At 43.7% G+C, this 24,675-nt stretch carries 15 protein-coding genes; 7 read left to right on the top strand and 8 right to left on the bottom strand.

The annotated features are described in order from the left end of the window. Window positions 1-66 precede the first annotated feature (66 nt). Complete coding sequence (locus H6H03_RS09465; RefSeq protein WP_190954979.1) at window positions 67-4,290, bottom strand: chemotaxis protein CheB; 4,224 nt, start codon at window positions 4,288-4,290, stop codon at window positions 67-69. Window positions 4,291-5,551: 1,261 nt separating this feature from the next. Here H6H03_RS09465 and H6H03_RS09460 point away from each other — a divergent pair. From H6H03_RS09460 to H6H03_RS09450, 3 genes are all read left to right on the top strand, one after another. Beyond that, the gene (locus H6H03_RS09460; RefSeq protein WP_190954879.1) at window positions 5,552-11,974 is read left to right on the top strand and encodes a HAMP domain-containing protein; all 6,423 of its coding nucleotides are present in this window, start codon (window positions 5,552-5,554) and stop codon (window positions 11,972-11,974) included. Between the two features lie 194 nt (window positions 11,975-12,168). After that, on the top strand, window positions 12,169-12,495 hold the full coding sequence (gene clpS / locus H6H03_RS09455) for an ATP-dependent Clp protease adapter ClpS (RefSeq protein WP_190954878.1): 327 nt from the start codon (window positions 12,169-12,171) through the stop codon (window positions 12,493-12,495). A 5-nt stretch (window positions 12,496-12,500) separates the two neighbouring features. Next, window positions 12,501-12,821 carry a DUF2103 domain-containing protein gene (locus H6H03_RS09450; RefSeq protein ID WP_190954877.1) on the top strand — a complete coding sequence of 107 codons (321 nt, stop codon included), beginning with the start codon at window positions 12,501-12,503 and terminating at the stop codon, window positions 12,819-12,821. 116 nt (window positions 12,822-12,937) lie between these two features. Here the strand turns inward: H6H03_RS09450 and H6H03_RS09445 are convergent, their stop codons facing one another. After that, on the bottom strand, window positions 12,938-13,258 hold the full coding sequence (locus H6H03_RS09445; protein WP_190954876.1) for a hypothetical protein: 321 nt from the start codon (window positions 13,256-13,258) through the stop codon (window positions 12,938-12,940). A gap of 393 nt (window positions 13,259-13,651) precedes the next feature. Here H6H03_RS09445 and H6H03_RS09440 point away from each other — a divergent pair, with 393 nt between their 5' ends. After that, entirely contained in the window at window positions 13,652-14,476 is an 825-nt protein-coding gene (locus H6H03_RS09440) for a hypothetical protein (protein WP_190954875.1), read from the top strand. Here H6H03_RS09440 and H6H03_RS41215 read toward each other — a convergent pair. From H6H03_RS41215 to H6H03_RS09430, 3 genes are all read right to left on the bottom strand, one after another. Next, window positions 14,464-14,598, bottom strand: coding sequence for a hypothetical protein (locus H6H03_RS41215; RefSeq protein ID WP_277926135.1), 135 nt, complete (start codon window positions 14,596-14,598; stop codon window positions 14,464-14,466). The genes H6H03_RS09440 and H6H03_RS41215 overlap by 13 nt on opposite strands. A gap of 9 nt (window positions 14,599-14,607) precedes the next feature. After that, a complete protein-coding gene (locus tag H6H03_RS09435) occupies window positions 14,608-15,096 on the bottom strand; it encodes a molybdenum cofactor biosynthesis protein MoaE (protein WP_190954874.1) in 489 nt (162 codons plus the stop codon). 257 nt (window positions 15,097-15,353) lie between these two features. Beyond that, window positions 15,354-15,773, bottom strand: a complete 420-nt coding sequence (locus H6H03_RS09430; protein WP_190954873.1) for a KTSC domain-containing protein — start codon at window positions 15,771-15,773, stop codon at window positions 15,354-15,356. Between the two features lie 238 nt (window positions 15,774-16,011). Between H6H03_RS09430 and H6H03_RS09425 the strand changes: the two genes are divergently transcribed. Then, window positions 16,012-17,073 carry a TIGR03032 family protein gene (locus H6H03_RS09425; protein ID WP_190954872.1) on the top strand — a complete coding sequence of 354 codons (1,062 nt, stop codon included), beginning with the start codon at window positions 16,012-16,014 and terminating at the stop codon, window positions 17,071-17,073. Window positions 17,074-18,504: 1,431 nt separating this feature from the next. Then, complete coding sequence (gene folE, locus H6H03_RS09420) at window positions 18,505-19,155, top strand: GTP cyclohydrolase I FolE (protein ID WP_190954871.1); 651 nt, start codon at window positions 18,505-18,507, stop codon at window positions 19,153-19,155. A gap of 182 nt (window positions 19,156-19,337) precedes the next feature. Here folE and H6H03_RS09415 read toward each other — a convergent pair whose 3' ends face one another. Both H6H03_RS09415 and H6H03_RS09410 read right to left on the bottom strand, forming a co-directional pair. Then, entirely contained in the window at window positions 19,338-22,235 is a 2,898-nt protein-coding gene (locus tag H6H03_RS09415) for a glycerol-3-phosphate acyltransferase (protein WP_190954870.1), read from the bottom strand. A gap of 442 nt (window positions 22,236-22,677) precedes the next feature. Continuing rightward, window positions 22,678-22,818, bottom strand: a complete 141-nt coding sequence (locus tag H6H03_RS09410; RefSeq protein ID WP_041565237.1) for a hypothetical protein — start codon at window positions 22,816-22,818, stop codon at window positions 22,678-22,680. A gap of 218 nt (window positions 22,819-23,036) precedes the next feature. On the opposite strand from H6H03_RS09410, the gene H6H03_RS09405 reads away from it, so the two are divergent. Then, window positions 23,037-24,005, top strand: coding sequence for an SGNH/GDSL hydrolase family protein (locus H6H03_RS09405; RefSeq protein ID WP_190954978.1), 969 nt, complete (start codon window positions 23,037-23,039; stop codon window positions 24,003-24,005). 62 nt (window positions 24,006-24,067) lie between these two features. On the opposite strand, the gene H6H03_RS09400 is transcribed toward H6H03_RS09405, so the two are convergent. Further along, entirely contained in the window at window positions 24,068-24,673 is a 606-nt protein-coding gene (locus tag H6H03_RS09400; RefSeq protein WP_190954869.1) for a hypothetical protein, read from the bottom strand. Window positions 24,674-24,675 lie beyond the last annotated feature (2 nt).

Below are 24,675 nucleotides of genomic sequence, written 5' to 3'. Positions count from 1 at the left end.
TACAGATTCTAGTAGAGGCGCACAGCTGTAAAGCCCCTACCCGTGTACTTCATTTACACGTGTTCCCTAATTCCTTCTAATTCGTCCAGTCAAACAAGCAATTAGAATTAATAATTGAGTTTGGTCAACGGGTTTAGCCAGATGTGCTTGAAAACCTCTACTCAAAGCCTCTGTAAGCTCTTCATCTTTGGCATGGGCGGTTATCGCTAGAGCTGGAATTTGTCCTCCTTGCTCAACACTCAGTGCCCTCACTTGGTGAATCAGTGTATAACCGTCTTCCTCTGGCATATTGATATCAGACAATAGTAGGTCATAGCCACCAGGATTTCTCATCAGTATTGATAATGCTTCCCTTGCAGATGCAACCGCCGTTACCTCAACACCAGAGATCTCAAGCACTGTTGTAAATAACTCGCGTACATGTAGTTCGTCATCTACTAAAAGTACGCGCAGACCATCCAGGGAGGGCATATCATCACCTGACAGTGCTAACTGCTGTGTTGAAATAACTCGCTCTGGAGCATTCGACACAGAACTTTCTTCGAGGTTACTTTGCAGTGGTAATTTGACGATAAATGTTGCCCCTTGTCCCTCACCTGGGCTATGGGCTTCAACCACACCGCCGTGGAGTTCTACCACATGACGTACAATGGAAAGCCCTAGCCCCAGCCCAGGATTTGAGCGAGTTTTGCTGCTATCTGCTTGGCGGAAGCGATCGAATACATAGGGAAGAAAGTCAGCTTTGATACCCTTACCTGTGTCGTTGACTTGGATTTGAGCTTCTTCGCCAATGTATTCTAGTAAAACTTCAATTCTGCCGCCACTGGGGGTAAATTTAATAGCGTTAGAAAGTAAATTCAAAATCACTTGTTGTAAGCGAACGGCATCACCTAAAATTTTTCTCGTGGAAGGTTCGAGGCGAGATTCAATTTGGATATTTTTCGATTCTGCTGATAAACTTACTAGATTTAGAGCTGACTCAACCACAATGCTAAGTTCAATGAGTTCGAGGTCGAGACGTAGCTGACCTGAGGTAATACGTGAGATGTCCAAAAGATCCTCAATTAGCTGGGCTTGAACCTTGGCACTGTGTTCAATTGCTTGTAGCCCCTGAGTAATGGTCTCTTCATCGAGCTTGTGTGACCGTAGCAGTTGTGCCCATCCTAACAGCGCATTCAGTGGGTTTCGCAGTTCGTGGGAAAGCATGGATAAAAACTCATCTTTGCTGCGATTGGCTGTTTCGGCAGCAGTTCGGGCTAACTGTTCTTCGGTTAATAAATGAGCGCGTTCTGCCTCCCACTGCTTAAACTGGGTAATATCTTCAATAGCTAAGAGAATCAACTGTGTGCCATCTATTTCAGGCATTTTTCGTCCATTGAGACGCATAGTTTTCTGCCCAATTAACTCAAAATTATGCTCGACTTCAAAATCTTGAATTTGGGATTTGTTTGTGAGAATCTCTTCTAAGAGCGATCGCAATTGGGGAATATTCCACTGCCCATTGCCAATCTCAAAGATGAGGCGGTTTTCTGTTTGGGCTGGTATAACTTGGAAGGTGTCGTAAAAAGACAAATTGGCGCTAACTACCCGTAACTCTGCATTCAACACCACTAACGATTCTCGCACTGTTTCCACAATCGCTTGGGCGTAATCTCTAGATGCCTTAAGTTGATTCGCAGTGCGTTTAAGGACATCAATATCAACCAACACCAACACTGCGCCATCAATTTTATTATCGATTGTCCGATAAGGTCGAATTCGCAAGTCATACCAATGGCCTTGTTGGTCTTGAACTTCCTGAGCTTTCAGCGTGAGGGTATTAATTACCTGGAAGATTTGTTCTTCTAAGTCCGGGACATTGAGATTGTGGTTAATATCACTTAACGGTCGCCCTACATCTGTGGGAATAAGGTTAAAGATTGTCCCCGCTATTGGTGTAAAGCGGCGAATGCGTAAATCGCCACCTAACATTAAAATCGGAATATTGATACTGCTGAGGAGATTTTGTAGATCGTTGCTGACCTGATTTGATTCTAAATTCCGCCGTTGCAGTTCGTCGTTAATTGTGTTTAGTTCTTCATTAGTTGCTTGAATTTCTTCTTTGGCGGTTTCTAGTTCCTCGTTGGTACTTTGCAACTCTTCGTTACTTGAGAGGATCTCTTCGTTGGCAGCTCTCAAATCTTGATTAGTAGCTTGTTGTTCTTCAATAATTGATTGTAGATATTCTTTGGTGGTTGCCAACTCTTGTGTGAGTTGGTTAATTTCTTGCTCATCATGTGTTTGCTGCTCCGTAGATTTGAAGAAATTATCCCTATTTGCCTGGGAGATAGTAGTTATTGATGAGAGAATCTCATGAAATAAAACTAAAAAGTAGTCTTCTGTTGCTGGCAGAGGTTTGAAGGGAATGATATCAACCTTAACTTGTCTAACTCGATCCTCATGTCTAAAATGTAAATTTTCTTTTGTGACCGGGCTTTGCTGTTTTTTTGCCTGGTGAATTGCGGTGCGTAATTCTAGTCGCAAATCTTCTTTTGCCATCTTCAGCAAATTAAAGCTTGGTCTGCCGGGTGCGGGTTCTAGATAGAGGCTGGTTTGTCCCCTAAATTGCAGAATTTCTAAATCGTTGTTGATAACTACACCAACCGGAGCATATTGATTTAACACAATCCGGTCAGCTTCTTTTTGCATTTCCAAGTCATTCCAAGCGTTTTCATTCACCGTCGGTTGAGGGTTGGCAGTTTCTGTTGGATGTGCATTAGTGATTAAATCGATTGTCAATCGACCAGGTGCTATTTTTTGGGAATAAATCTTATACTTTCTGTCTATTAAAGTAAACAAGTCAGTAAATTCGCCCACTGTCTCGGAAGTGCCTAACATTAAATATCCTGTTGGCTTGAGACCATAATGAAAAATCGGTAAGAGCTTCTTCTGAACTGAGCTTCCCAAATAAATCAAGACATTACGACAAGTAATTAAATCTAGCCGAGAAAAAGGTGGGTCGCTGATGAGGTTTTGTCTGGCAAAGACACACAACTCGCGCACTACCTTGCTAATTTGGTAACCACCCTCTACCTCTATAAAAAAGCGCTGTAGACGTTCTGGAGAGACATCTGCTAATTGACTCGGTTTGTAAATGCCGTTACGTGCTTTGTCGATCGCTACTTCATTAATGTCTGTAGCAAAAATCTGCACGGGGTGATTAATTCCCTGACTTGTTAAATACTCTAGCAGGCAAATGGTAATAGAGTATGCTTCTTCCCCTGTTGAACATCCTGCTACCCAAATCCGGATGGCCAAATTCGGAGTTAGATTTTTGACAATGTTAGGAAATATCTTGGTTTTTAAAGTCTCAAAGGCTTCTCCATCCCGAAAAAAACTAGTGACGGTAATCAGCACATCTTGATACAAGGCATTCACTTCTTCAGGATTTTCCTGAAGATAGCGGACGTAATCTTCCAGTCTTTCGAGCTTGTATAAAACCATTCGGCGTAAGATGCGCCGTTTTAAGGTGGTTTGTTTGTACTTGGAAAAGTCAACTCCTCTAGCAGTTCGCAGCAGATCGAAGATGATAGAAAGGGCATCCTCATTGTCAGGTAATGCTTCAGTTGCTTTTACTGGGGTTTTGCTGGCGATGTAGGGATGACGGCTAATGTTTGTTAGTTCTTGGGCGATGGCTTCTGGGGGTAAGATAAAGTCTACATAACCAGAAGCGATGGCACTGCTTGGCATACCAGTGACTTTTGCTGTGTCTTCGCACTGGGCAAAGGTGATGCCGCCAATTCCTTTAATTGCTTCGAGTCCCCGTGCGCCATCTGCGTCTCCCCCCGATAGTACCACTGCGATCGCTTTGCTTCCCCGTTCCTCTGCCAAGGAAAGAAAGAAAGCATCCACTGTCATAAAAAGACCACGGGTTTTTTCACGCGGCGATAGTTTCAGCACCCCCTCAGAAATAGTCATCTTGGCATTGGGCGGAATCACGTACACATGATTTGGCTCCACCACCATCCCATCCTGCACTTCACATACAGGCATCTGAGTTGTTCTAGAGAGAATTTCACTCAACAAACTTTTTTGATTAGGGCTTAAGTGTTGAATCAGCACAAACGCCATGCCTGTGTCCATTGGCAAGTGGCTCAGCAATTGTCTAAATGCCTCCAATCCACCCGCAGAAGCTCCCATTGCTACAATTGGAAATAATTCTTTCTGCTTTTCTTGTTTTTGTTCGCTATTGGTAGCTTTCCCTCTAGTGGAATCAGATTCAGATTTCTTAGAAGACCGCCGAGGTGCCATATTGTCCACTAATATATACTCTGGGATACTTTATTTTTAATTAAAATAAATTCCATATTTCTATTTTGACTCTTTTCACGTAGCTTTAACTTAATAGGGCTAACATTACACCTATACTACTAGAAATCTTCTATTCCAAAAATTAGGATTTGCGTACAAATTCTAGTAATCCGCTTTGGTTTTTGAAATCATACCGATGCCAACAATCTCTGCAACACATCGAGCTTTTGTAGGGGGGAGTTGATGCCATTGGTGTCAATTGAACGTGAAACCTGCTTTGTGACAAGGTTTTGCCCTCACTACCAGCCCCTCTCCCTTGGAAGCTACGGTGTACGCACAAGTGGGAAGTAGTTGATAAATCCTGGTTTTACCCCACCCTAACCCTCCCCTTGTAAAGGGGAGGGAACTAGATTTCTTTTTCCCCCCTTTCCAAGGGGGGATTAAGGGGGGTAATTCGACTTGTGTGTACACCGTAGCCCTTGGGAGAGGGGAGCCAGAGATTTAATTCCCCTTCTCCCACAGGAGAAGCGGTTAGGAGATGAGGGCGCTGCTAACACACCCTACTGAGATTTTTTCACCAAATCAAATATGATTCCTATAGAAAGTACAGACGTGGTTAATCGTGTCTGTACGGGTAAGGAATTTTTGCAAAAATCAAATGTAGGAGTCGAAGCATAGTTTAGGACATAAAAGGACTTTCAATTTTGTTGCCTGTTGCCTGGTATACATACTCATTAATAGAGTTCAGAGGCGGATTCATCCAGTTCAAATACTCGTTAACGAATCGCAAAGACTTATTAACGAATTTGAACTTATACCAAATTATGTTTATAAATCATGCTCTCCAGTGCTTAGTACCTCTGCGAGTCCACCGACAGAAAATATTTGCTCATTATCCATAACAGAGATTGAATAGCTATGATTAGCTAAGTGGTATGGCAGATACATAAACGCCAGTACCATTTAGTTAGCGGTCTTTATCAACTGCTGACACCCGCACCCATAACAATTAGTTCGATCCACTTTCTATTCCCTAATCTCTATTTTGATAAGCGTTACCTAAAAGTATTGTCATTAGTAGTTCGCCAAGAAAACTTGGCGGGGTAAAGGATGGGGAGAAAAGGGTAAAGATTTTTAATAGCTTTCTCTTTCACCTTTTCCCTTTCGCCAGCCCTCACAAGCACATTTTTGACTTGGCACACTAGGTACGGGTGCAAAAAATACAACAAATTCTGCAAGAATCACGTTTAAGGATAAGGCTATGGCGACCGAACAGTTGACTAGAGACAGCGACAATCTCGATTTAAATCAGCTACTTAGAACGCTGACAGCTGTCAAGCACGGCGACTTCTCGACTCGGATGCCCATAGACCATACTGGTGTAGCTGGGAAAATAGCTGATACGCTCAATGATATAATCGATCAAAATCAGCGGATGGCGACGGAGCTTCAGCGAATTGGTAATGTCGTCGGCAAAGAAGGCAAGATTAGCGATCGCGCCTCTTTAGGAGATGTTCGCGGTTCTTGGTCAGATTGTGTAGATTCTGTCAACACTTTAATTACAGATTTAGTCCAACCCACAGCAGAAACAACTCGTGTAATTCGGGCTGTGGCTAATGGTGACTTATCGCAAACCATCGCTACAGAAATTGAAGGCAGACCTCTCCAAGGTGAGTTTCTCCAAACTGCCAATATTGTCAACACGATGGTAGACCGGCTCGGCTCCTTTGCCTCGGAAGTTACCAGGGTTGCTAGGGAGGTGGGAACCGAAGGTAAACTCGGCGTGCAAGCCCAAGTGCGCGGCGTGGCTGGCACTTGGAAGGATCTCACCGACAATGTGAACTTGATGGCGGGAAATCTTACCGGACAAGTCCGCAATATTGCGGAAGTTGCCACAGCGATCGCCAACGGTGACCTCTCCAAAAAAATCACTGTGGATGTCAAAGGCGAAATTCTGGAACTCAAAAACACCGTTAACACAATGGTGGATCAACTGAATTCCTTTGCATCAGAAGTAACAAGAGTTGCCCGCGAGGTGGGAACAGAAGGAAAGTTGGGCGTACAAGCCGAAGTTAAAGGAGTAGCCGGGACTTGGAAGGATCTCACAGACAACGTTAACTTAATGGCGGGTAATTTAACCGCCCAAGTCCGCAACATTGCCGAAGTGACAACAGCAGTGGCAAATGGCGACTTGTCGAAGAAAATTACAGTCAACGTCAAAGGCGAAATTTTGGAGTTGAAAAACACCGTTAACATCATGGTGGATCAACTCAATTCCTTTGCATCGGAAGTAACGCGGGTTGCTAGAGAAGTGGGTGCAGAAGGCAAACTCGGCGGTCAAGCAGAAGTCCGAGGGGTAGCGGGTACCTGGAAGGATCTCACCGATAGCGTGAATTTCATGGCGGGAAGCTTGACGGCACAGGTGCGGAATATTGCCGAAGTGACGACGGCGGTGGCAAATGGCGACCTTTCCAAGAAAATCACTGTGGATGTCAAAGGCGAAATTCTGGAGTTGAAAAACACCATTAATACGATGGTGGATCAATTGAATTCCTTTGCCTCGGAAGTAACGCGGGTTGCTAGGGAGGTGGGAACCGAAGGAAAACTCGGCGTACAAGCAGAAGTGCGGGGAGTGGCTGGCACTTGGAAAGACTTAACGGACAACGTTAACTTAATGGCGGGTAACCTCACCGGACAGGTGCGAAATATTGCCGAAGTTGCCACAGCGATCGCCAGCGGTGACCTGTCGAAGAAAATCACCGTTGATGTCAGAGGGGAAATTCTGGAGTTGAAAAACACCATCAATATCATGGTGGATCAACTGAGTTCCTTTGCATCAGAAGTCACACGAGTTGCCCGTGAGGTCGGCAGTGAAGGAAAACTCGGCGTGCAAGCAGATGTGCGGGGTGTGGCTGGCACTTGGAAAGATTTAACTGACAGCGTGAACTTCATGGCAGGCAGTTTAACGGCACAGGTGCGGAACATTGCCGACGTGACCACGGCTGTAGCCAATGGCGACCTTTCCAAGAAAATCACCGTTGATGTGAAGGGTGAAATTTTGGAGTTGAAAAACACTATTAATACAATGGTGGATCAACTGAGTTCCTTTGCATCGGAAGTAACGCGGGTGGCGCGGGAAGTGGGAACCGAAGGTAAATTGGGCGTGCAAGCCGAAGTGCGGGGAGTGGCTGGCACTTGGAAAGACTTAACCGACAATGTAAACTTAATGGCGGGGAACTTGACCGACCAAGTGCGAAACATTGCGGAAGTTGCCACTGCGATCGCTAACGGCGACCTTTCTAAGAAAATTACTGTAGCTGTCAAAGGTGAAATTTTGGAGTTGAAAAACACCATCAATATAATGGTGGATCAACTCAACTCCTTTGCAAGTGAAGTTACAAGGGTTGCACGGGAGGTAGGTAGTGAAGGAAAGCTGGGCGTACAAGCAGACGTGCGCGGCGTGGCTGGCACCTGGAAAGACTTAACCGACAGCGTGAACTTCATGGCGGGAAGCTTAACGGCACAGGTGCGAAACATCGCCGCCGTCACCACCGCCGTAGCAAATGGCGACCTCTCCAAGAAAATTTCCGTTGATGTCAAAGGTGAAATTTTGGAGTTGAAAAACACCGTCAACACAATGGTAGATCAACTCAATTCCTTTGCCAGTGAAGTAACGCGGGTGGCGCGGGAAGTGGGAACCGAAGGAAAACTCGGCGTACAAGCCGAAGTTAAAGGAGTTGCCGGGACTTGGAAGGACTTAACCGACAGTGTAAACTTCATGGCGGGAAGCTTGACGGCCCAGGTGCGGAACATTGCCGAAGTGACAACGGCGGTAGCTAACGGCGACCTTTCCAAGAAAATCACCGTTGATGTCAAAGGCGAAATTCTGGAATTGAAGATTACCATCAACACAATGGTGGATCAACTTAATTCCTTTGCCAGTGAGGTAACGCGGGTAGCGCGGGAGGTGGGAACCGAAGGAAAACTCGGCGTGCAAGCCTACGTCAGAGGAGTTGCCGGCACCTGGAAAGATTTAACGGACAACGTAAACTCAATGGCGGGGAACCTCACCGGACAAGTCCGCAACATTGCCGAAGTTACCAAGGCGGTGGCGAATGGTGACCTCTCCAAGAAAATTACCGTTGATGCCAAAGGCGAAATTTTGGACTTGAAGAACACCACTAATACAATGGTGGATCAACTCAGTTCCTTTGCATCGGAAGTAACGCGGGTGGCGCGGGAAGTGGGCACCGAAGGAAAGTTGGGCGGACAAGCCCAAGTGCAGGGTGTTGCAGGTACCTGGAAAGATTTAACCGACAACGTAAACTCGATGGCGGGGAACTTAACGGCACAGGTGCGGGGTATTGCTAGAGTTGTGACGGCAGTTGCGAACGGCGACTTGAAACGCAAACTCATGCTAGATGCCAAGGGCGAAATTGAAACTTTGGCAGAAACCATCAACGAAATGATTGATACCCTAGCCACCTTTGCCAACCAGGTGACTACCGTGGCGCGGGAAGTGGGAATCGAAGGAAAATTAGGCGGACAAGCAAGAGTACCTGGGGCGGCTGGAACTTGGAAAGACTTGACCGATAACGTCAACGAACTCGCTGCTACACTGACAACCCAGTTGCGAGCGATCGCGGAAGTTGCTACAGCTGTAACTAAAGGCGATCTCACTCGTTCCATCGCCGTGGAAGCATTAGGGGAAGTTGCCATCCTCAAAGACAACATCAACCAGATGATTGCCAACCTGCGGGAAACAACCCAGAAAAACACCGAACAAGACTGGTTGAAAACTAACCTCGCTAAATTTACCCGAATGCTCCAAGGTCAGCGAGACTTAGAAACCGTATCCAAATTAATTCTCTCAGAACTCGCACCGTTAGTAGGAGCGCAACACGGCGTATTCTATCTGATGGACGCCGTAGACAATAATACCTCGTATTTGAAACTAATTAGTAGCTACGCCTACCGCGAACGCAAACATCTAGCCAACCGCTTCCACATGGGTGAAGGTTTGGTGGGACAATGTGCCCTCGAAAAAGAGCGAATTCTGCTGACAGAAGTGCCGACTGACTACATCAAAATTGGCTCCGGTTTAGGAGAAGCGACGCCACTAAATGCCGTAGTCTTACCCGTACTGTTTGAAGGACAAGTCACAGCAGTTATAGAATTAGCATCCTTCCGCCGCTTTAGCGAAATTCACTTGACATTCTTCGACCAGCTTACAGAAAGTATAGCGATCGTTCTCAACACCATCGCCGCTTCCATGCGAACTGAAGAATTACTCAAACAGTCGCAATCATTGGCTGAAGAACTACAAACCCAGCAAAATGAACTGAGGGAAACCAACAAACGCTTAGAACAGCAAGCCCAATCACTCAAAGCCTCGGAGGATTTACTCAAAGGACAGCAAGAGGAACTGCAACAAACCAACGCCGAATTAGAAGAAAAGGCAGAATTACTGGCTCAACAAAAGAAAGAAGTCGAGCGCAAAAATCGAGAAATCGAACAAGCAAGAACATCTTTGGAAGAAAAAGCCGAACAACTCGCCCTCTCTTCAAAATACAAATCAGAGTTTCTTGCCAACATGTCCCATGAATTGCGGACACCGTTGAATAGCTTATTAATTTTGGCCAAGCTATTAGCAGATAACATTGATGGCAACCTCACCAACAAACAAATCGAATACAGCCAGACAATTTACTCAGCAGGTACAGATTTGTTGACGCTAATTAATGACATTCTCGACCTCGCCAAAATTGAATCTGGAACCATGTCAATTGAAATGACCCAAATGCTTTTGGTAGAATTGGGCGAGCAAATTGAGCGCACCTTCCGGCAAATAGCCAACAGCAAAGGACTTGGTTTTACAATTGAATTTCTTCCCGAATTGCCCCTGAGCATTTATACAGATGTCAAACGCTTACAACAGGTATTGAAAAATCTCCTTTCCAACGCTTTTAAATTTACAGAACAAGGAGAAGTCCGCTTGCAGGTTGCAGTAGCGCAGCAAGGATGGAGTCCCGACCACGAAAGCTTAAATCGCGCCCAGTTAGTCATTGCCTTCTCAGTCACCGATACAGGTATTGGCATTGCCCTCGAAAAACAAAAAGTCATCTTCGAGGCATTTCAGCAAGCCGATGGCTCTACCAGTCGCAAATACGGCGGCACCGGCTTAGGCTTATCAATTAGCCGCGAAATTGCCCGTTTGTTTGGCGGTGAAATCAAATTAGTCAGTAAACCCGGTGAAGGTAGCACCTTTACATTCTATTTACCACAAGGTGGAGGATACGGGGAAATAGGACACGGGGACACGGGGACGCGGGGACGCGGGGAAATAGGACACGGGGACACGGGGACGCGGCGACGTGGGGAAATAGAGAGAATATTTGAGCGATTCTCTACGTCTTCTTTCTCCGCGTCAGAGCGTCTCCCCCTCCCCGCGTCTTCTTCACCTCCCCAGTCCCCACTAATAAATGACGATCGCACTACAATTAACGCTGGCGATCGCGTATTATTAATCGTTGAAGATGACATTAATTTTGCCCGTATCCTTCTAGATATGGCGCAACAGCACGGATTTAAGGTAATAACTGCCCAGACTGGCACCACAGGCTTAATGCTAGCCCAGCAATTTCTACCTTCAGCCGTTTTACTAGATATCAGATTGCCAGAAATGGATGGGTGGACAGTATTAGATCGTCTCAAACACGACCCGAATACTCGTCACATTCCCGTACACATCATGACCGTTGAGGAAGGCAGACAGCGCGGTTTACAACTAGGAGCGATCGCATATCTGCAAAAACCATTAACTAGTGAGACAATATCGGAAGCGTTAGCCAAAATTAAAGGCTTCGTCGAACGCCAAGTGAAAAATCTACTAGTAGTGGAAGACGACGACACCCAACGCCATAGCATTGTGGAGTTAATTGGCAACAGCGACGTTGCTACCACCGCCGTTAGCACCGGTGCAGCAGCCTTAGAGGCCATCCGCACCCAGCATTTTGATTGTCTCGTCCTCGATTTAGGACTACCAGACATGACCGGGTTTGAACTTATCGAGCAAATCAAGCTGTTACCTAGCGGTAAATCTCTACCAATTATTGTCTACACAGGTAGAGAAATTAGCAAAGCTCAAGAAACCGAACTCAGACGCATTGCAGAGACAATCATTATAAAAGATGTGCGATCGCCCGAACGTCTTTTAGATGAAACAGCCTTATTCTTGCACCGAGTCCAAGCAAATTTGCCAGAACCCAAGCGACAAATCCTCGAACAACTCCATTCCAGAGACCACTTACTCGTCGGCAAAAAAGCACTAATTGTAGACGACGATATGCGGAATATCTTCGCCCTCACAAGCATGTTAGAACGCTATCAAATCCAGGTGTTATATGCTGAGAACGGCAGAGAAGGTATTACCTTGTTAGAAACTACACCAGATATTGATGTGGTTTTAATGGACGTAATGATGCCAGAAATGGACGGTTACGAAACAACACGTCAAATCCGCCAAAACACTCGCTTTCAATCCTTGCCGATTATTGCACTCACCGCCAAAGCCATGCAAGGCGATCGCGAAAAGTGCATTGAAGCAGGAGCATCGGATTATATCACAAAACCTGTAGATACAGAACAATTGCTCTCACTCTTGCGTGTTTGGCTGTATCGGTAGGGATTGGGGATGAAGGAGATGGGGAGGCTCTTAAGGCAGGGGAAAAGGTTAAAGGTTAAAGGGAAAAGGAATAAATTTAATCTTTCCCCTTTTCCCTTTTCCCCTTTCCCTTTCCCCATGCCCAATGCCCAGACAATGCACTAAACTAGTTATTTATAATGTAGTTTTGTAAAATCCTGTCCCCTACTTTTGTTATGGTTACGACACTTTCAGCGAATGTTTACGGGATGGCCACAGCACCAACTGTAGCTCCTGAACGGTCTAATCAAGTTGTCCGTAAAACTTATCCAAATTACAAAGTGATTGTATTAAACGACGATTTTAATACATTCCAACATGTAGCCGAATGTTTGATGAAATATATTCCAGGAATGAGCGGCGATCGCGCTTGGGATTTAACTAATCAGGTACACTATGAAGGTCAAGCGATCGTCTGGGTTGGACCCCAAGAACCTGCGGAACTTTATCATCAGCAGCTGCGCCGTGCAGGTTTGACAATGGCACCCCTAGAAGCAGCTTAATCATTATGGGCAAACCCACCGCAGATACTGACCGGACAGCTTCCCAAAAAACTGCCAGACTAGTCTGGAATCACTCGACACACATTTCTGGTTTGATCCCGATTTTAGAACGTCTGTGTCAGCAGGATGGCATTCAAACTGTGACGCCGGGAGTAATTGGGCGGGTAAAAGGTCATTGCCCAAAAATGCAACTTCGTGTCTCAGTACCCATTCGCGGAGGCTATAAAGTCATCGCACGGCAGGGTAAAACGGTGCAAGAGGTGTTTATTTTAACTATTTTGACCCAAGAACAATTGGAAGCGGCATTAGCGATCGCTATGAAATGATAATTTTGTCATTAGTCATTAGTCATTAGTTATTGGTCATGTCTTCTTCATCTCCATGCCCAATGCCCAATGCCCAATGCCCAATGCCCCATACCCAATGCCCCATACCTTAATATTTATTCCTCGACACGGTGTACTGCAAATTTGTGTAGCGGCAGACTCACGATGCAAGAAAAAGTTAAGAAATATGACAGAGCGGTAGTTATTCTTAAACTCATCAGCACAGATTCCCATTCCGGTAAAACTATTTTTTCTATGCCAAAAGCTATACAATAAACCAACCAATAAGAAAAGCTCATTCTAAACAGAATCTGTTCTGTTTCTTGGATATCACTTTTGTGCTGCTTACTGTCCCACAGTAAAGCTAGTCCAAGGATACAAGCCACAAAGGAAACAGCAACTACAAATTCGTGACAGAAGAGATTTAAGGAATGCATTTGTATTTATCCCCAGCTTTTTCATATTGAAATTCAGTCTAAAGGAATATTCCTTTGAGAAATACAAAATATTCACAAACCTCAATAAAACCGTGCGGTTGATGTAAACAAATGCAACAAAATATAAATAATCATTTGTCATTTGTTTCTAGTGGTTCATCGCATTAGTTATGAGGGCTTATAGATCCCCGATTTCTTGAAGAAGTCGGGGATCTGACCATTAGTGATTACAAGTGATAAATGACTATTGACGATCTTGATTTTCACAAGTAATAATACTGAGCCAGTTGCTAGAACTATCTTCCTGAGGTTGTTTTTAGGCAAAACAGGAGGGTTATCTGCGATCGAATTAATATCTGCTAAATGAAAAAACTGAATAAGATAATGCTGTTAATGAATTTTGTTCAGGCTGGCGATCGCCCCAAAAAGCGAATTTTCCCTTATGCTGCTATTATTGCTAGCATTACCGCAGCATTTGTTGATTGTGTATCTGTGGCGCAACCAACAACAGGAAGTGTTCCAGAGCCACCCTTACCGCAAGCCTATATGGATGCGGTGGAGGATGCAAAAATCGCAGAACCTCGTGAAATCTATCGAAACCTAACTCCCATTGTCTGGTATAATTCTGACCTCAAATGGGACAAGAGTCGTGTTTTAGTAGTAGCCTGGACAAGTTTTCGTGGATATGCAGAAAATGTGGGTAACTCGATGCTTTTACCCCGCGATTTGTGGGTTACTGCTGTCCCAGACCTACAAAAATTCTGCAAAGTCTATAGTCCCACAAGTCAAACATCTCTAGACTATCGACTCAACCAAGTTTTGGGTCTACCCCCAGATAAAACTGCAAACAGATATATTGTTGAACTTTGGGTAGAACCGCGATCGCTATTTCGTCCTAGTAAAGATCCTAACATTACCGACCATGAGGCAGAACTGGAATTTCCTTTAACTAATGCCTTTGAGTCAATCTCAAACAGCTATCAAGATTGGTTTACCCAGCAATTTAAGAGTCGCTACGCATCAAGTAATGCATCAGCCGCCGTTATTAATTACCCGTGGACACAACTAGGATATACTTACGATTGGGGAAGTCAAAGTGATTGGCAAAAACTTGACCCCAAGCGATCGCCCCACGTAGGTTTAAGCGAATTTGTCATTAGAGAATGGTCGCAAGTAACCGTCCATTCCACTCAAAGTGCTAAAGACTACTGTAAATGACACAAGGGACTGGGGACTGGGGAGATGGGGGAGTGTGGGGAGTGTGGGGGAAAGATTTCTTCCCCATCCTCCCACACCTCCCACACCTCCCAATGCCCAATGCCCAATGCCCCATCCCCCATACCCAATTCCTAAGAACAATTTTCTCCTAACTGTTCGCAAGCACCGATACTCACCCAGCAACTAGAACCATCTTGCCAATGTTCTTTCTTCCATATAGGTGCATTATGTTTGAGGGTATCGATAGCATAGCGGCAAGCCTCAAACGCTTCACTGCGATGAGGACAACCCACTGCTACTAAAACGCTGATTTCCCCAACTCGCAAACGTCCGATGCGATGATGAATTGCCACTCGATTCACATCAGACGTAGATGAACGAATATCACTAGCAATTTGATAGAATACTTGCAATGCCATAGGTTCATAAGCTTGATACTCTAGGGCAACCACAGGTTTACCATCAGTTTGATTCCGAACCATTCCACTCATCACAACTACGGCACCGTTAGCTGGATCGTCAGACTTGGTATAAATCTCTTCAAGAGACAATGGTGCAAAGCTAATGGCAAAACTATCTTCTGCTCTTGGTTTAACACGAGAGGTAAGTGTAGTTGTCATAACTGCGTCAATATTATGTGGGCTTTTTCTATTCTCGCTGAACAAAGCGTTAGTGGTGTATGTTTAGTTGCCCATTTGATTCCCTATTATCAAACATTCTCTAAGGATTATAATCCCTTCCTATAAGTGAGTGAGCAAGATAAGTGGGCAAGAATAATTTAATCTATGTAAATAGATGTATAGCAGCTGCCAGCTAGGTTAGGACATAAACCTCGATACCAAGAGCCTATTGCCCATTGCCTATTGCCTATTGCCCATTAATAATCATTACCATCTATCCGATCGCACTCATATCTGCCTTTAATTTCTTGATTGAAAAAGCTGCCAATTGAGTCTGAGGCGTGTAAATCTTCCCAAGTATCCTCGTCTACGCCTAAGTACTGATAAATAGCGCCATTTTGAAACTCAACTTGTAAAATCTGTTCGTCAGGATCGTAGCCTACAGCCGCAGCCATTGATGAGCTAACTGGTAACATGCCAATTGGTTCTTCTTCAAAGGGTAGTGCAGTAGTTTCGGCAATCGCTTCGTTAAGTTCTTGCAATCCTTCGTAAGCTTGTATCGGCGCCGGAATTTCTAAAAACTCTAGTTCCTTACCCCGGTCGAGTAACAACTGCAAATATCCGTCAGAGTGAGCGATCGCTACTAAACTGCTCAAGTCTACCTTAGATAGCCTCATTAATTTTGCTCTCCTGTTGGCGTAGTCGCAAGTGTTAAAGTTTTATACAACACTGAAATATCTTATAGTACAAATATACTATAAAATTACTTAGCCGTCAACTTTTTTCACCAAAGTTCTCTTGGTATCATCTACTAGTTTCTGTCCAACGTAAGCAGCATCAATTTAAAAGTTTTTTCTGTGCTGCGAGGAATTTTTCATCATCTAAACACCTGAGTCATCAAGGAGTCAAAGCCAAGTGAATCCCAGTGAAAAACCATCTTTAGAAATCGACGCTTCTCGTCAGTTCACCGCTTGGCTGCATGAGCAAAACCTTAGTTTATCCTTCACTACCTATCAAGCAGGAAAGTTATTCTTCATTGGCTTGCAGCCAAACGGCAGATTATCTGTATTTGAACGCACCTTTGAACGGTGCATGGGATTGTATGCCGATGGTAACAGCCTCTACATGAGTTCTTTGTACCAGCTGTGGCGATTTGAAAACATCATCCAACCCGGACAAAACCACCAAGGCTACGACGCTGTGTATTTGCCGCAGATGAGTTATGTGACGGGAGATTTGGATATTCACGATGTCGCTTTGAGCCAAACAGAAGAAAAAGATTCAGATACACAAAAATTATTATTTGTCAATACATTATTTAGTTGTTTGGCAACAGTTAGTGGAACCCATAGTTTCGTTCCCCTATGGCAACCCAGTTTTATCAGCAAGCTAGCAGCCGAAGACAGATGTCACCTGAATGGGTTGGCAATGCAGGTAGGAAAACCCAAATACGTCACTGTTGTCAGCCAGTCCGATGTGGCAGAAGGCTGGCGGGAGCATCGGCAAAATGGGGGTTGTGTAATTGATGTCGAGAGTAATGAAATCGTGTTGCGGGGGCTATCCATGCCCCACTCACCGCGCTGGTATCAGAACAAACTCTGGCTGCTCAACTCAGGTACGGGGGAGTTTGGCTTTGCAGACATAGAACGGGGAGTGTTTGAACCAGTCGCCTTTTGCCCAGGATATCTGCGCGGTTGTGCTTTTTATGGCGACTTTGCAGTGGTGGGAATTTCCCAACCCAGACATAACAAAACTTTCAGTGGCTTGCTTTTAGACGAGAAATTGCAACAGAAAAACGTCGAACCTCGCTGTGGTTTACTGGTAATTGACCTCAGAAGCGGCGATCTCGTTCATTCTCTGCGATTACAAGGGGTGGTATCGGAATTATACGACGTGGTAGCCTTACCAAGGGTGCGTCGTCCAATGGCGATCGGGTTTCGCAGCGACGAGATTCGCCGAATGGTGACAGTGGGATGAGAAAAATTCAAAATTAACAGGAACTAACAACAATGACCTATGCAGTTTTGAATCTATCTGACCTTAACGGCAACAATCGTCACTGTTACTGATGAAATTTTGGCAAGTCTGACTGGGATTAATACCATAACACTAACGGCTGCTAATTTCACCATCATCTAGCGATCGAACTCTTATAGGACTTATGCAAGGGTCATATTTTTGTTCATAGATAGTAAAACCCCAAGAATAGGAATCCATTCCTGGGGCTGTTATACCTGACCACCTTTACCTTTTTAATGTAAAAATCTTGTGGTTATTGAAGTTTGAAAAGACATATCTATCTGAATTTTGTCCAAAAAACCTCGCCTGAAAATAGGGTTTTTGTGTTATTATTATCGGTCGCTAATACAAATAAAAAAATATATTCTGAGATAATTACAAAACAAAAATATGGTGTATTACAAATCAAGATATAATTCCAGTAATTATGTCTATTATTTTCAGCTTAAGTACTTGCATTTTTGGAGATAATCATTAAAAATAAAAATATCATGATTCATACATGATTGTAGCCGAAAAAAGTGACAGAAGCCCTTACCAAAGTCCGCAATAGCGGGCTTTTTTTTGTATTCATATAATTTTTTAAGTCTTTTATCGCAAGGATATATCAATATTTTTTTGTTTGTTAATAAGCCATGTTATCAATTTAGGATTTTATATCTAAATTTTAATGGCTACTGTGAAAAATCAGTCTCTTATGGAAATGTTTCCCAGTTCAAAAACTCCTAAAGCTATAAATAAAAAACATAATTAGAAGAATTACGTCCAAATATCTCACATTAGATAGTTTTATGAAAATGCAATTTGATTTTCTCAAATAAAATTGAAGGCGATCGCCAAAAAGTCGTGCTAAGTAAGAGGTTGTTTAGAAAGTCGTTTCAAATACTTGAATATTTGCTTTAAAAAAGTAATGTAAAACGAAAAATACAGCAGATTGCAACTTCATTAGGTACAGATGTAAGTAACATATTCCCTAGCCGTGTACTTTTTCCAGCAAACCCCACTTGTGTTTATACGACTTACGCAGGAATACAAAAAATGAAGGGTTTGGACAGAGGGTGAATTCCACAAGCTGCATAAGCTAATCGTCATTCAAATTGCGTCTCCGTGTCCCCGCGTCTTTTTGGCGAGTAGAGTTATGCAATTTAAAAGCGCATCAGCTTACTTGCTCGGTTTTGCGGCTGAGAAAATATATTAGATAAGCCTGTTTTTTCTCTCTCCTGTTTCCCGTTCCCTTGCTTCCACTGAGAAACTTTCTTACCTGAAGCGTATTAATGCATATTTTAAGAAATATAAAGTTATGTTAAACTTAATGTCGAGTCAGGAGCTGATGGAAACACACATCTGACAAAAGACTGATTTGTTCAACATTCCCACAGAACTTACAAAATGATTCTATCGATTCGTCCCGATCTAACTTCTGCCGATCAGATGCTGTCATCTTTAGTGACTGAAGAACAGCAGACTGTTACAGAAGCCGAAATGATGCAGGCTGTACGCACTTTGTTGATTGGATTAGGAGAAGATCCAGACCGCGAAGGATTAAAAGATACTCCAAAAAGACTGGTGAAAGCGTTGCAGTTTCTCACAAAAGGATATCATGAGTCTTTGGATGAGCTGCTAAATGGAGCAGTCTTTACAGAAGATGCCCATGAAATGGTTTTAGTTCGGGACATCGATATTTTTAGTTCCTGCGAACATCACATCCTGCCGATTATTGGCCGTGCTCATGTTGCTTACATTCCCAATGGTAAAGTTATAGGACTGTCAAAGATTGCCCGTATTTGCGAGATGTATGCACGACGTTTACAGGTACAAGAACGTCTGACGGTGCAAATTGCTGATGCATTGCAACGGTTACTCAAACCCCAAGGAGTTGCAGTTGTCATAGAAGCAACCCATATGTGTATGGTAATGCGTGGTGTGCAAAAACCAGGTTCTTGGACTGTTACTAGTGCAATGCGTGGTGTTTTTGCCGAAGATGCGCGGACTCGTCAGGAATTTATGAATCTGATACGGCACAATTCTAATTTTCGTTAGATATGGTAGGCAATAGGCAATAGGCAATAGGCAATAGGCAACAGGGAATGGAGAATAGGCAATAGGCAATGAGTATACTGTTTGTCCTAAGCGCCTTAGTGGTTGCTATAAAATTAGTTGCTCTGGATCTCAAAATTGCGAATTGTTCTGCCAAGCTTATTGCCGATTGCCTGTTATGGTAATCATTCGGGTCTCAAATCGTTGGATAATTCCACAATACCCCTAGTTCCATCAATCCGTACCCGTTGACCATCTTGCAATAACCATGTTGCACCGCGAACATCCATAACTGCGGGAATCCCGTATTCGCGTGCAACGATCGCACCATGAGAAAGCCTTCCTCCAGCTTCGGCAATCAATCCTCCAGCCCTTAATAACAATGGTGCCCAGCCAGAATCTGTGTAAGGTACTACTAATATTGTGTCGCGATCGATATCTGGTACATCTTGTAAATTTCGCAACACCTTCACTCTGCCTTCGGCTTGTCCGTGGCTAGCTCCAATGCCTTGTAAAATTTGGTCAGAGTAGAGAGCAGAAGGCGCTAAGGGGTGAGGCGGGGTATTGCCGTAGACTACAAAGGGTACTTGAGTAATTTCGCTATCTTGGACAAATTGCGATCGCCTAAATTCCACTAACTCAACCAAGCTTTCAGCTAATGTAAAATCTTCACCCGCGACTAAACGCCGCACTTCATCAAAGTCGAGAAAAAAGATATCGTCTGTTTTACTAAGTAAACCCGACTTTAACCAAATCTTTTCTAAAGCAACGAAACACCAACGCAATTCAGCCAAAAGCCGTGAATAAACTTCGGTGACTCGTCCTTTGATATCTACACGTCGCTGGACAAACCCACGTTTAGGGGGACTGAAAAAGATATTATTGTTTGTATTTTTAGCGTTTGCTTGTAGTTCGTTCCCCTGGATTAACTGCACAAACATCTGCTTGATGAGTTGCGGATTCTCCCGCCAAGTGGGAACGGAAATATCAGTTCCCACTTCGCTTAAATAGCCATAATCCTGAAGCAATTCGTCAAATTCTTGCAGGATCTTCTTTCCTTCGGGGGTTTGCTTTAACTCCTCAAACACTTGCTGTGGCTCAAACTTAGATAGAACCTGTTTGGCATCTGCGGCTATTGCAGTTAGCGATCGCAATGCTGCTACCTCTGGGGTGACGCTATGATCGATTTGCTTATCCTTCACCCGAAAAATCGCCTGTCTTAAGGCAGCACTCAAGGGAGCTAAAATGCTGTAATACGTCGCTTGACGCAGCAATTCTAAAATCAAGTCAATTCTTGCCAACAGCTGCGACGCTTCCAAGTTATTGATATCTTCCTGCGCCAACTGCGACAACCCAGGAATGAACTGTTTGTAATAATCCTGCTTGAAGTCCTTTTCTAAGCTTAACTCTCGCTTGAGCAACCTCCCTAGTCCGGGTAAATTCTCCCAAGTGGACTTCCAAGACGGCTTACTGAGTTTCGTTCCCCTGGTTAAAAACTCCAGACTTTCCGGCGGCAATCCCATGCGGATAAAAATATCTCCTAAGAGGGATGCGTTAAAGTAAGCTCTCGAATAATGCAGAGTTGCCGTCTCGGCGAAATCTAACCCTGAAGCACGTTCGCCCAAAACTAAAGTAAAAATTTCCCCCCAAACTCCACAAGTTAAGGGACGATTAATCGACCATGTTAAGGGGTGAATGACTCCCGGAATTACTTCGGCGGCGATTTTCCGCGTCCAGATGGGTAGCAAAGTGGTGATTGGTCGAGATTGTAATACCCAAAGCGTTTGACCGTCGTAACTCCACTCAATATCTTGAGGAACGCCGTTGTAACGTTTTTCCAGTCGATAAGCTAAATAGGCAACTTGCTTGATTAATGCTTGTGGGACTCGTCCTTCGCCCTCCAATTGTACGGAGGAAGAATTTTCTGCCTCAAAAACAAAAGCCCGATATTGTTCTGGTGTGACTTTTCCAGAAACGACTTGTGTCGGGCTGCCTGGGAGGGCTTCAATAATAATGGCATCACCTTGCTGGGTGATGGGATCGCGGCTGAAAGCAACGCCAGAAAAGACACTCTGGACTTGTTGTTGAATCAGCACTGCCATTGCTGTTTCATTTAAACCGCGATCGCGCCGATATTGTACAGCAGAAGGATGATTGTAGGAAGCTTGCACTTGGGCGATCGCTTCTTGTAACGCCTGGGGGCTAGTAACATCTAAAACTGTTTTATACTGCCCAGCCGCAGAAGCGTGTTCTGAGTCTTCGCCAATAGCAGAAGAACGCACCACCAACGGAGATAATTCTGATGGTTGGAGAAATTCCGTTAACAATTGCGGATCTTCATCAATGGGGGCAAGTACCCATCCCTTTGGTACTGGGTAACCCCAGCGCTTAATTTGAGATAATGTAGCTGCCTTTTCGCCAACTATGGCAGCATCTAACTCTTCATCTAAAGAAACCATTGCTCGATCGCCACGTAAAAATTCCAACATCGCTTGCGATTCTGTCTGTGCTTCTTCGGCTGGCAAATTCATATCGTCAGGGATTTTTGTGTAAATCCAAGCCATTAGACCAGCTAAAGCAACAGCCGCAAGCATTCTGGGGATATCACTCAGGTGCAAAAGCGTTACAAACAAAGGAAACAGTAGCAAAACCCCAAATTTCACTACCTGTCTGGAGTGCATCACTGAAAAGCTAATGCCTGAAAAGAAAAATACAAATATTGCCACCAGCGGGTCGTGTACGACAAATCCCCAGACAACATTTGTCGTACCTGCCCCTCTGCCTATCCAGTATCTACCGATTACCAGAGCAATGAGGGCGACTATTTCCCAAAATGAGCTTTCTGGGAAGAAAGCGCGGCACAATAAGACCGCCGCAATACCTTTAAAAGCTTCTGACAAAACTGCCAGAATCCCAACAAATGTACCCCCGTGATAGAAAGCTGCTGATACGCTGATGTTTCCTGTACCAACTTGTGATAGTTGCTTACGTTTGAGGGCGTAAGTAATCCATCCAATCAGCGGTAATCCGCCCAAGAGAGGGCAGGCAATTAAAATAACTAAGATAGCCCAAAGTTCAAACATTCTGGATTTTGGATTTTAGATTAAATTTGCCATCTAAAATCTCAAATCTCAACTCTAAAATTTTTATGAAATTTTTGATGGTTATTAGGGGGCTTTTAGTAAAGAGAACTGAGAAATCAGAATTCAGAATTCAGGAGTCAGGAGAATATTTGATGGATGAATATACTAATCATATTAGTACAGCATGGCATAAATAAACCAACCATTTGAAATGTCTCAAACCCTTATGAAAAGGTAATTGCGAATTACGCTTTGCGGTACTAGACTCCTTATACAGACAGGATATCTTAAGTTGCTCAACTACACAAACTAGCTTTTCAAGCCAGCCATCAAGCCTGTTTTACTTCTGAATTCTGACTCCTGAATTCTGAATTCTTCCTTAAGGACACTTGGCGAAGACGGAGACCGTTTTTGCCAGTGTCCTTGTAGGCTAATAATGGTTTTAGTTTAGGGCATAGGCGGCTTGGAGCGCCCAAATGATGAGAGCAGCGATCGACCCCAGAAGCAGCACGGTAGAGATAGTGACTACTTTTGGGGAATCTGCACCCTCAAACTTCATAATTCCTCGATTTAAGTCGGACACAGTTTTGTAATCCTCCTCTGTTACGGCATGAAATATTTGTCCGTTTTGATTGTAGTCGTTATATTGGCGGATAACATTAAATCCCTAATATTATTTTGTTTAAGCTTGGCAGCTTTTCCATCGCCACAATTACTTACTTCTTTAGGAGGATGGGTGTAAATTGGGCATGGGGCATGGGCATAAGGGATTAGTTTTTGACTAATGACTAGGGACTAATGATGAAAATATTGGTGTTTGTAATTTTGGCAGTGGTTGTGGGATTGTTTCTGGTGTTGGAGATAGGATTGCGATCGCTTTTTGGTTTTGGTAATCCCCTGATTTATGTTGCTGATGAGCAAATTGGTTATTTATTGGCTCCTAACCAGCGTACCCGTCGTTTTGGTAATCGGATTGAAATTAATCAGTATTCTATGCGAGGTAGTGCCATCGCAAAGATACCTGCACCTTCGACGTTGCGAGTCTTACTTTTAGGAGATTCTATTGCTAATGGTGGTTGGTGGACGGATCAAGATAATACAATATCTAGTTTGATGATGCGTTCCCTGGCCTCAGCGACTAAGAGTAATTATCAGCAAGTAGAAGTGCTAAATGCTTCAGCTAACTCTTGGGGGCCAAGAAATGAATTAGCTTATTTACAGAAGTTTAGCAATCTTAATGCTCAGGTAATAGTATTACTAATTAATACTGATGATTTGTTTGCTACTGCTCCGACTTCTTTACCAGTGGGACGCGATCGCAACTATCCAGATAGTAAACCATCCTTGGGATTGGTGGAAGTTTGGCAGCGTTATCTCACCAAGCAAAAGCCAATTCCAGAGCTGAAAGCAGTTCATAATGAAGCAGGCGATCGCGTTGGGATTAATCTGGAAGCAATTGGTAAAATTCAAGAGTTAACTCGCCAAACCAAAAGCGAATTTTTGCTTGTCATGACTCCCTTACTACGAGAAATTGGCGAACCTGGTTCCCGCGATTATGAAATTAAAGCACGCGAGCGCTTGAACGATTTTACTAAAGCCCAGCAAATTGAATATATCGATTTTTTACCAATATTTAATTCCAACCCTGACCCGAAAAGTTTGTTTCACGACCACATTCACCTTAACTTGAAAGGCAATCAATTTGTCAGTGAAGTTATAGAGCGATCGCTTTTACAAATCTTAAGCCAGCCCCATCCACAAATTCTTTAGTATTCTTTCTCACAGTCTCCTAAATTCTGAATTCTGAATTCTGAATTCTCAATTCTGTTTTCTCACTTTTCTCGAACCCAAAGTGCTAGTCCTCCGCCACGCCCACGAGCTGCAATGAAATCTTCTGTAACGATAAAAAAGGCAAAGAAGGGTAGTTTAGCTATGGGCTGGCTATAAAAATCTTCGGATTCGACTTTACCAGAGCGAATCTTTTGGTTATACAGAATACGACCGAATAGACTGATGAGCATATTATTAAAATCAAATGCCAACAAATTTTTCTTACCCATGTATTGTATTGGCCCAGTAAGCTTTAACAATAAAGGAAATAATTCAACCTGATTACCAATTTCGCCTTTACCTAAACCCTGTTCTAAATTTGCACTAAAGGAAATATGAATTGCGACAAATTTGGGCACATACAAACCCTTGCCTAATACAATTCCTCCTCGTTTTCTAACTTTTTTTGTACCAGTGGCAAAGCAAAGCCGCCATTTTCCTATAAGAGATTCAAACCCATAGTTCAGCCGTTGTTGCTTGGCAGTTTTTTCTGCTTCTAATAACGCATTTACTAAAATTTCAGCACTAGGACGTGTAGCTTTTTCTCCTCGATATGCAGCCGCAGCCTGAGATAGCACGGTTACAAAATCAGATGTCAAATCAGCCATTG

The organism is Nostoc paludosum FACHB-159 (assembly GCF_014698835.1).
Lineage (GTDB): Bacteria > Cyanobacteriota > Cyanobacteriia > Cyanobacteriales > Nostocaceae > Nostoc > Nostoc paludosum.
Note: the sequence above shows the minus strand (reverse complement) of the source record. Positions and strands in the feature narration are given on the sequence as shown.

Bases quoted from the DNA above. Each gene is read 5' to 3' on its own strand.
- H6H03_RS09450 (WP_190954877.1), top strand. From the start codon at position 12,501: ATGGGCAAACCCACCGCAGATACTGACCGGACAGCTTCCCAAAAAACT.
- H6H03_RS09435 (WP_190954874.1), bottom strand. From the start codon at position 15,096: ATGACAACTACACTTACCTCTCGTGTTAAACCAAGAGCAGAAGATAGT.
- H6H03_RS09405 (WP_190954978.1), top strand. From the start codon at position 23,037: ATGAAAATATTGGTGTTTGTAATTTTGGCAGTGGTTGTGGGATTGTTT.
- H6H03_RS09430 (WP_190954873.1), bottom strand. From the start codon at position 15,773: ATGAGGCTATCTAAGGTAGACTTGAGCAGTTTAGTAGCGATCGCTCAC.
- H6H03_RS09465 (WP_190954979.1), bottom strand. From the start codon at position 4,290: ATGGCACCTCGGCGGTCTTCTAAGAAATCTGAATCTGATTCCACTAGA.
- H6H03_RS09460 (WP_190954879.1), top strand. From the start codon at position 5,552: ATGGCGACCGAACAGTTGACTAGAGACAGCGACAATCTCGATTTAAAT.
- folE (WP_190954871.1), top strand. From the start codon at position 18,505: ATGATTCTATCGATTCGTCCCGATCTAACTTCTGCCGATCAGATGCTG.
- H6H03_RS09400 (WP_190954869.1), bottom strand. From the start codon at position 24,673: ATGGCTGATTTGACATCTGATTTTGTAACCGTGCTATCTCAGGCTGCG.
- H6H03_RS09415 (WP_190954870.1), bottom strand. From the start codon at position 22,235: ATGTTTGAACTTTGGGCTATCTTAGTTATTTTAATTGCCTGCCCTCTC.
- H6H03_RS41215 (WP_277926135.1), bottom strand. From the start codon at position 14,598: ATGGGGGATGGGGCATTGGGCATTGGGCATTGGGAGGTGTGGGAGGTG.
- H6H03_RS09445 (WP_190954876.1), bottom strand. From the start codon at position 13,258: ATGCATTCCTTAAATCTCTTCTGTCACGAATTTGTAGTTGCTGTTTCC.
- clpS (WP_190954878.1), top strand. From the start codon at position 12,169: ATGGTTACGACACTTTCAGCGAATGTTTACGGGATGGCCACAGCACCA.
- H6H03_RS09440 (WP_190954875.1), top strand. From the start codon at position 13,652: ATGAATTTTGTTCAGGCTGGCGATCGCCCCAAAAAGCGAATTTTCCCT.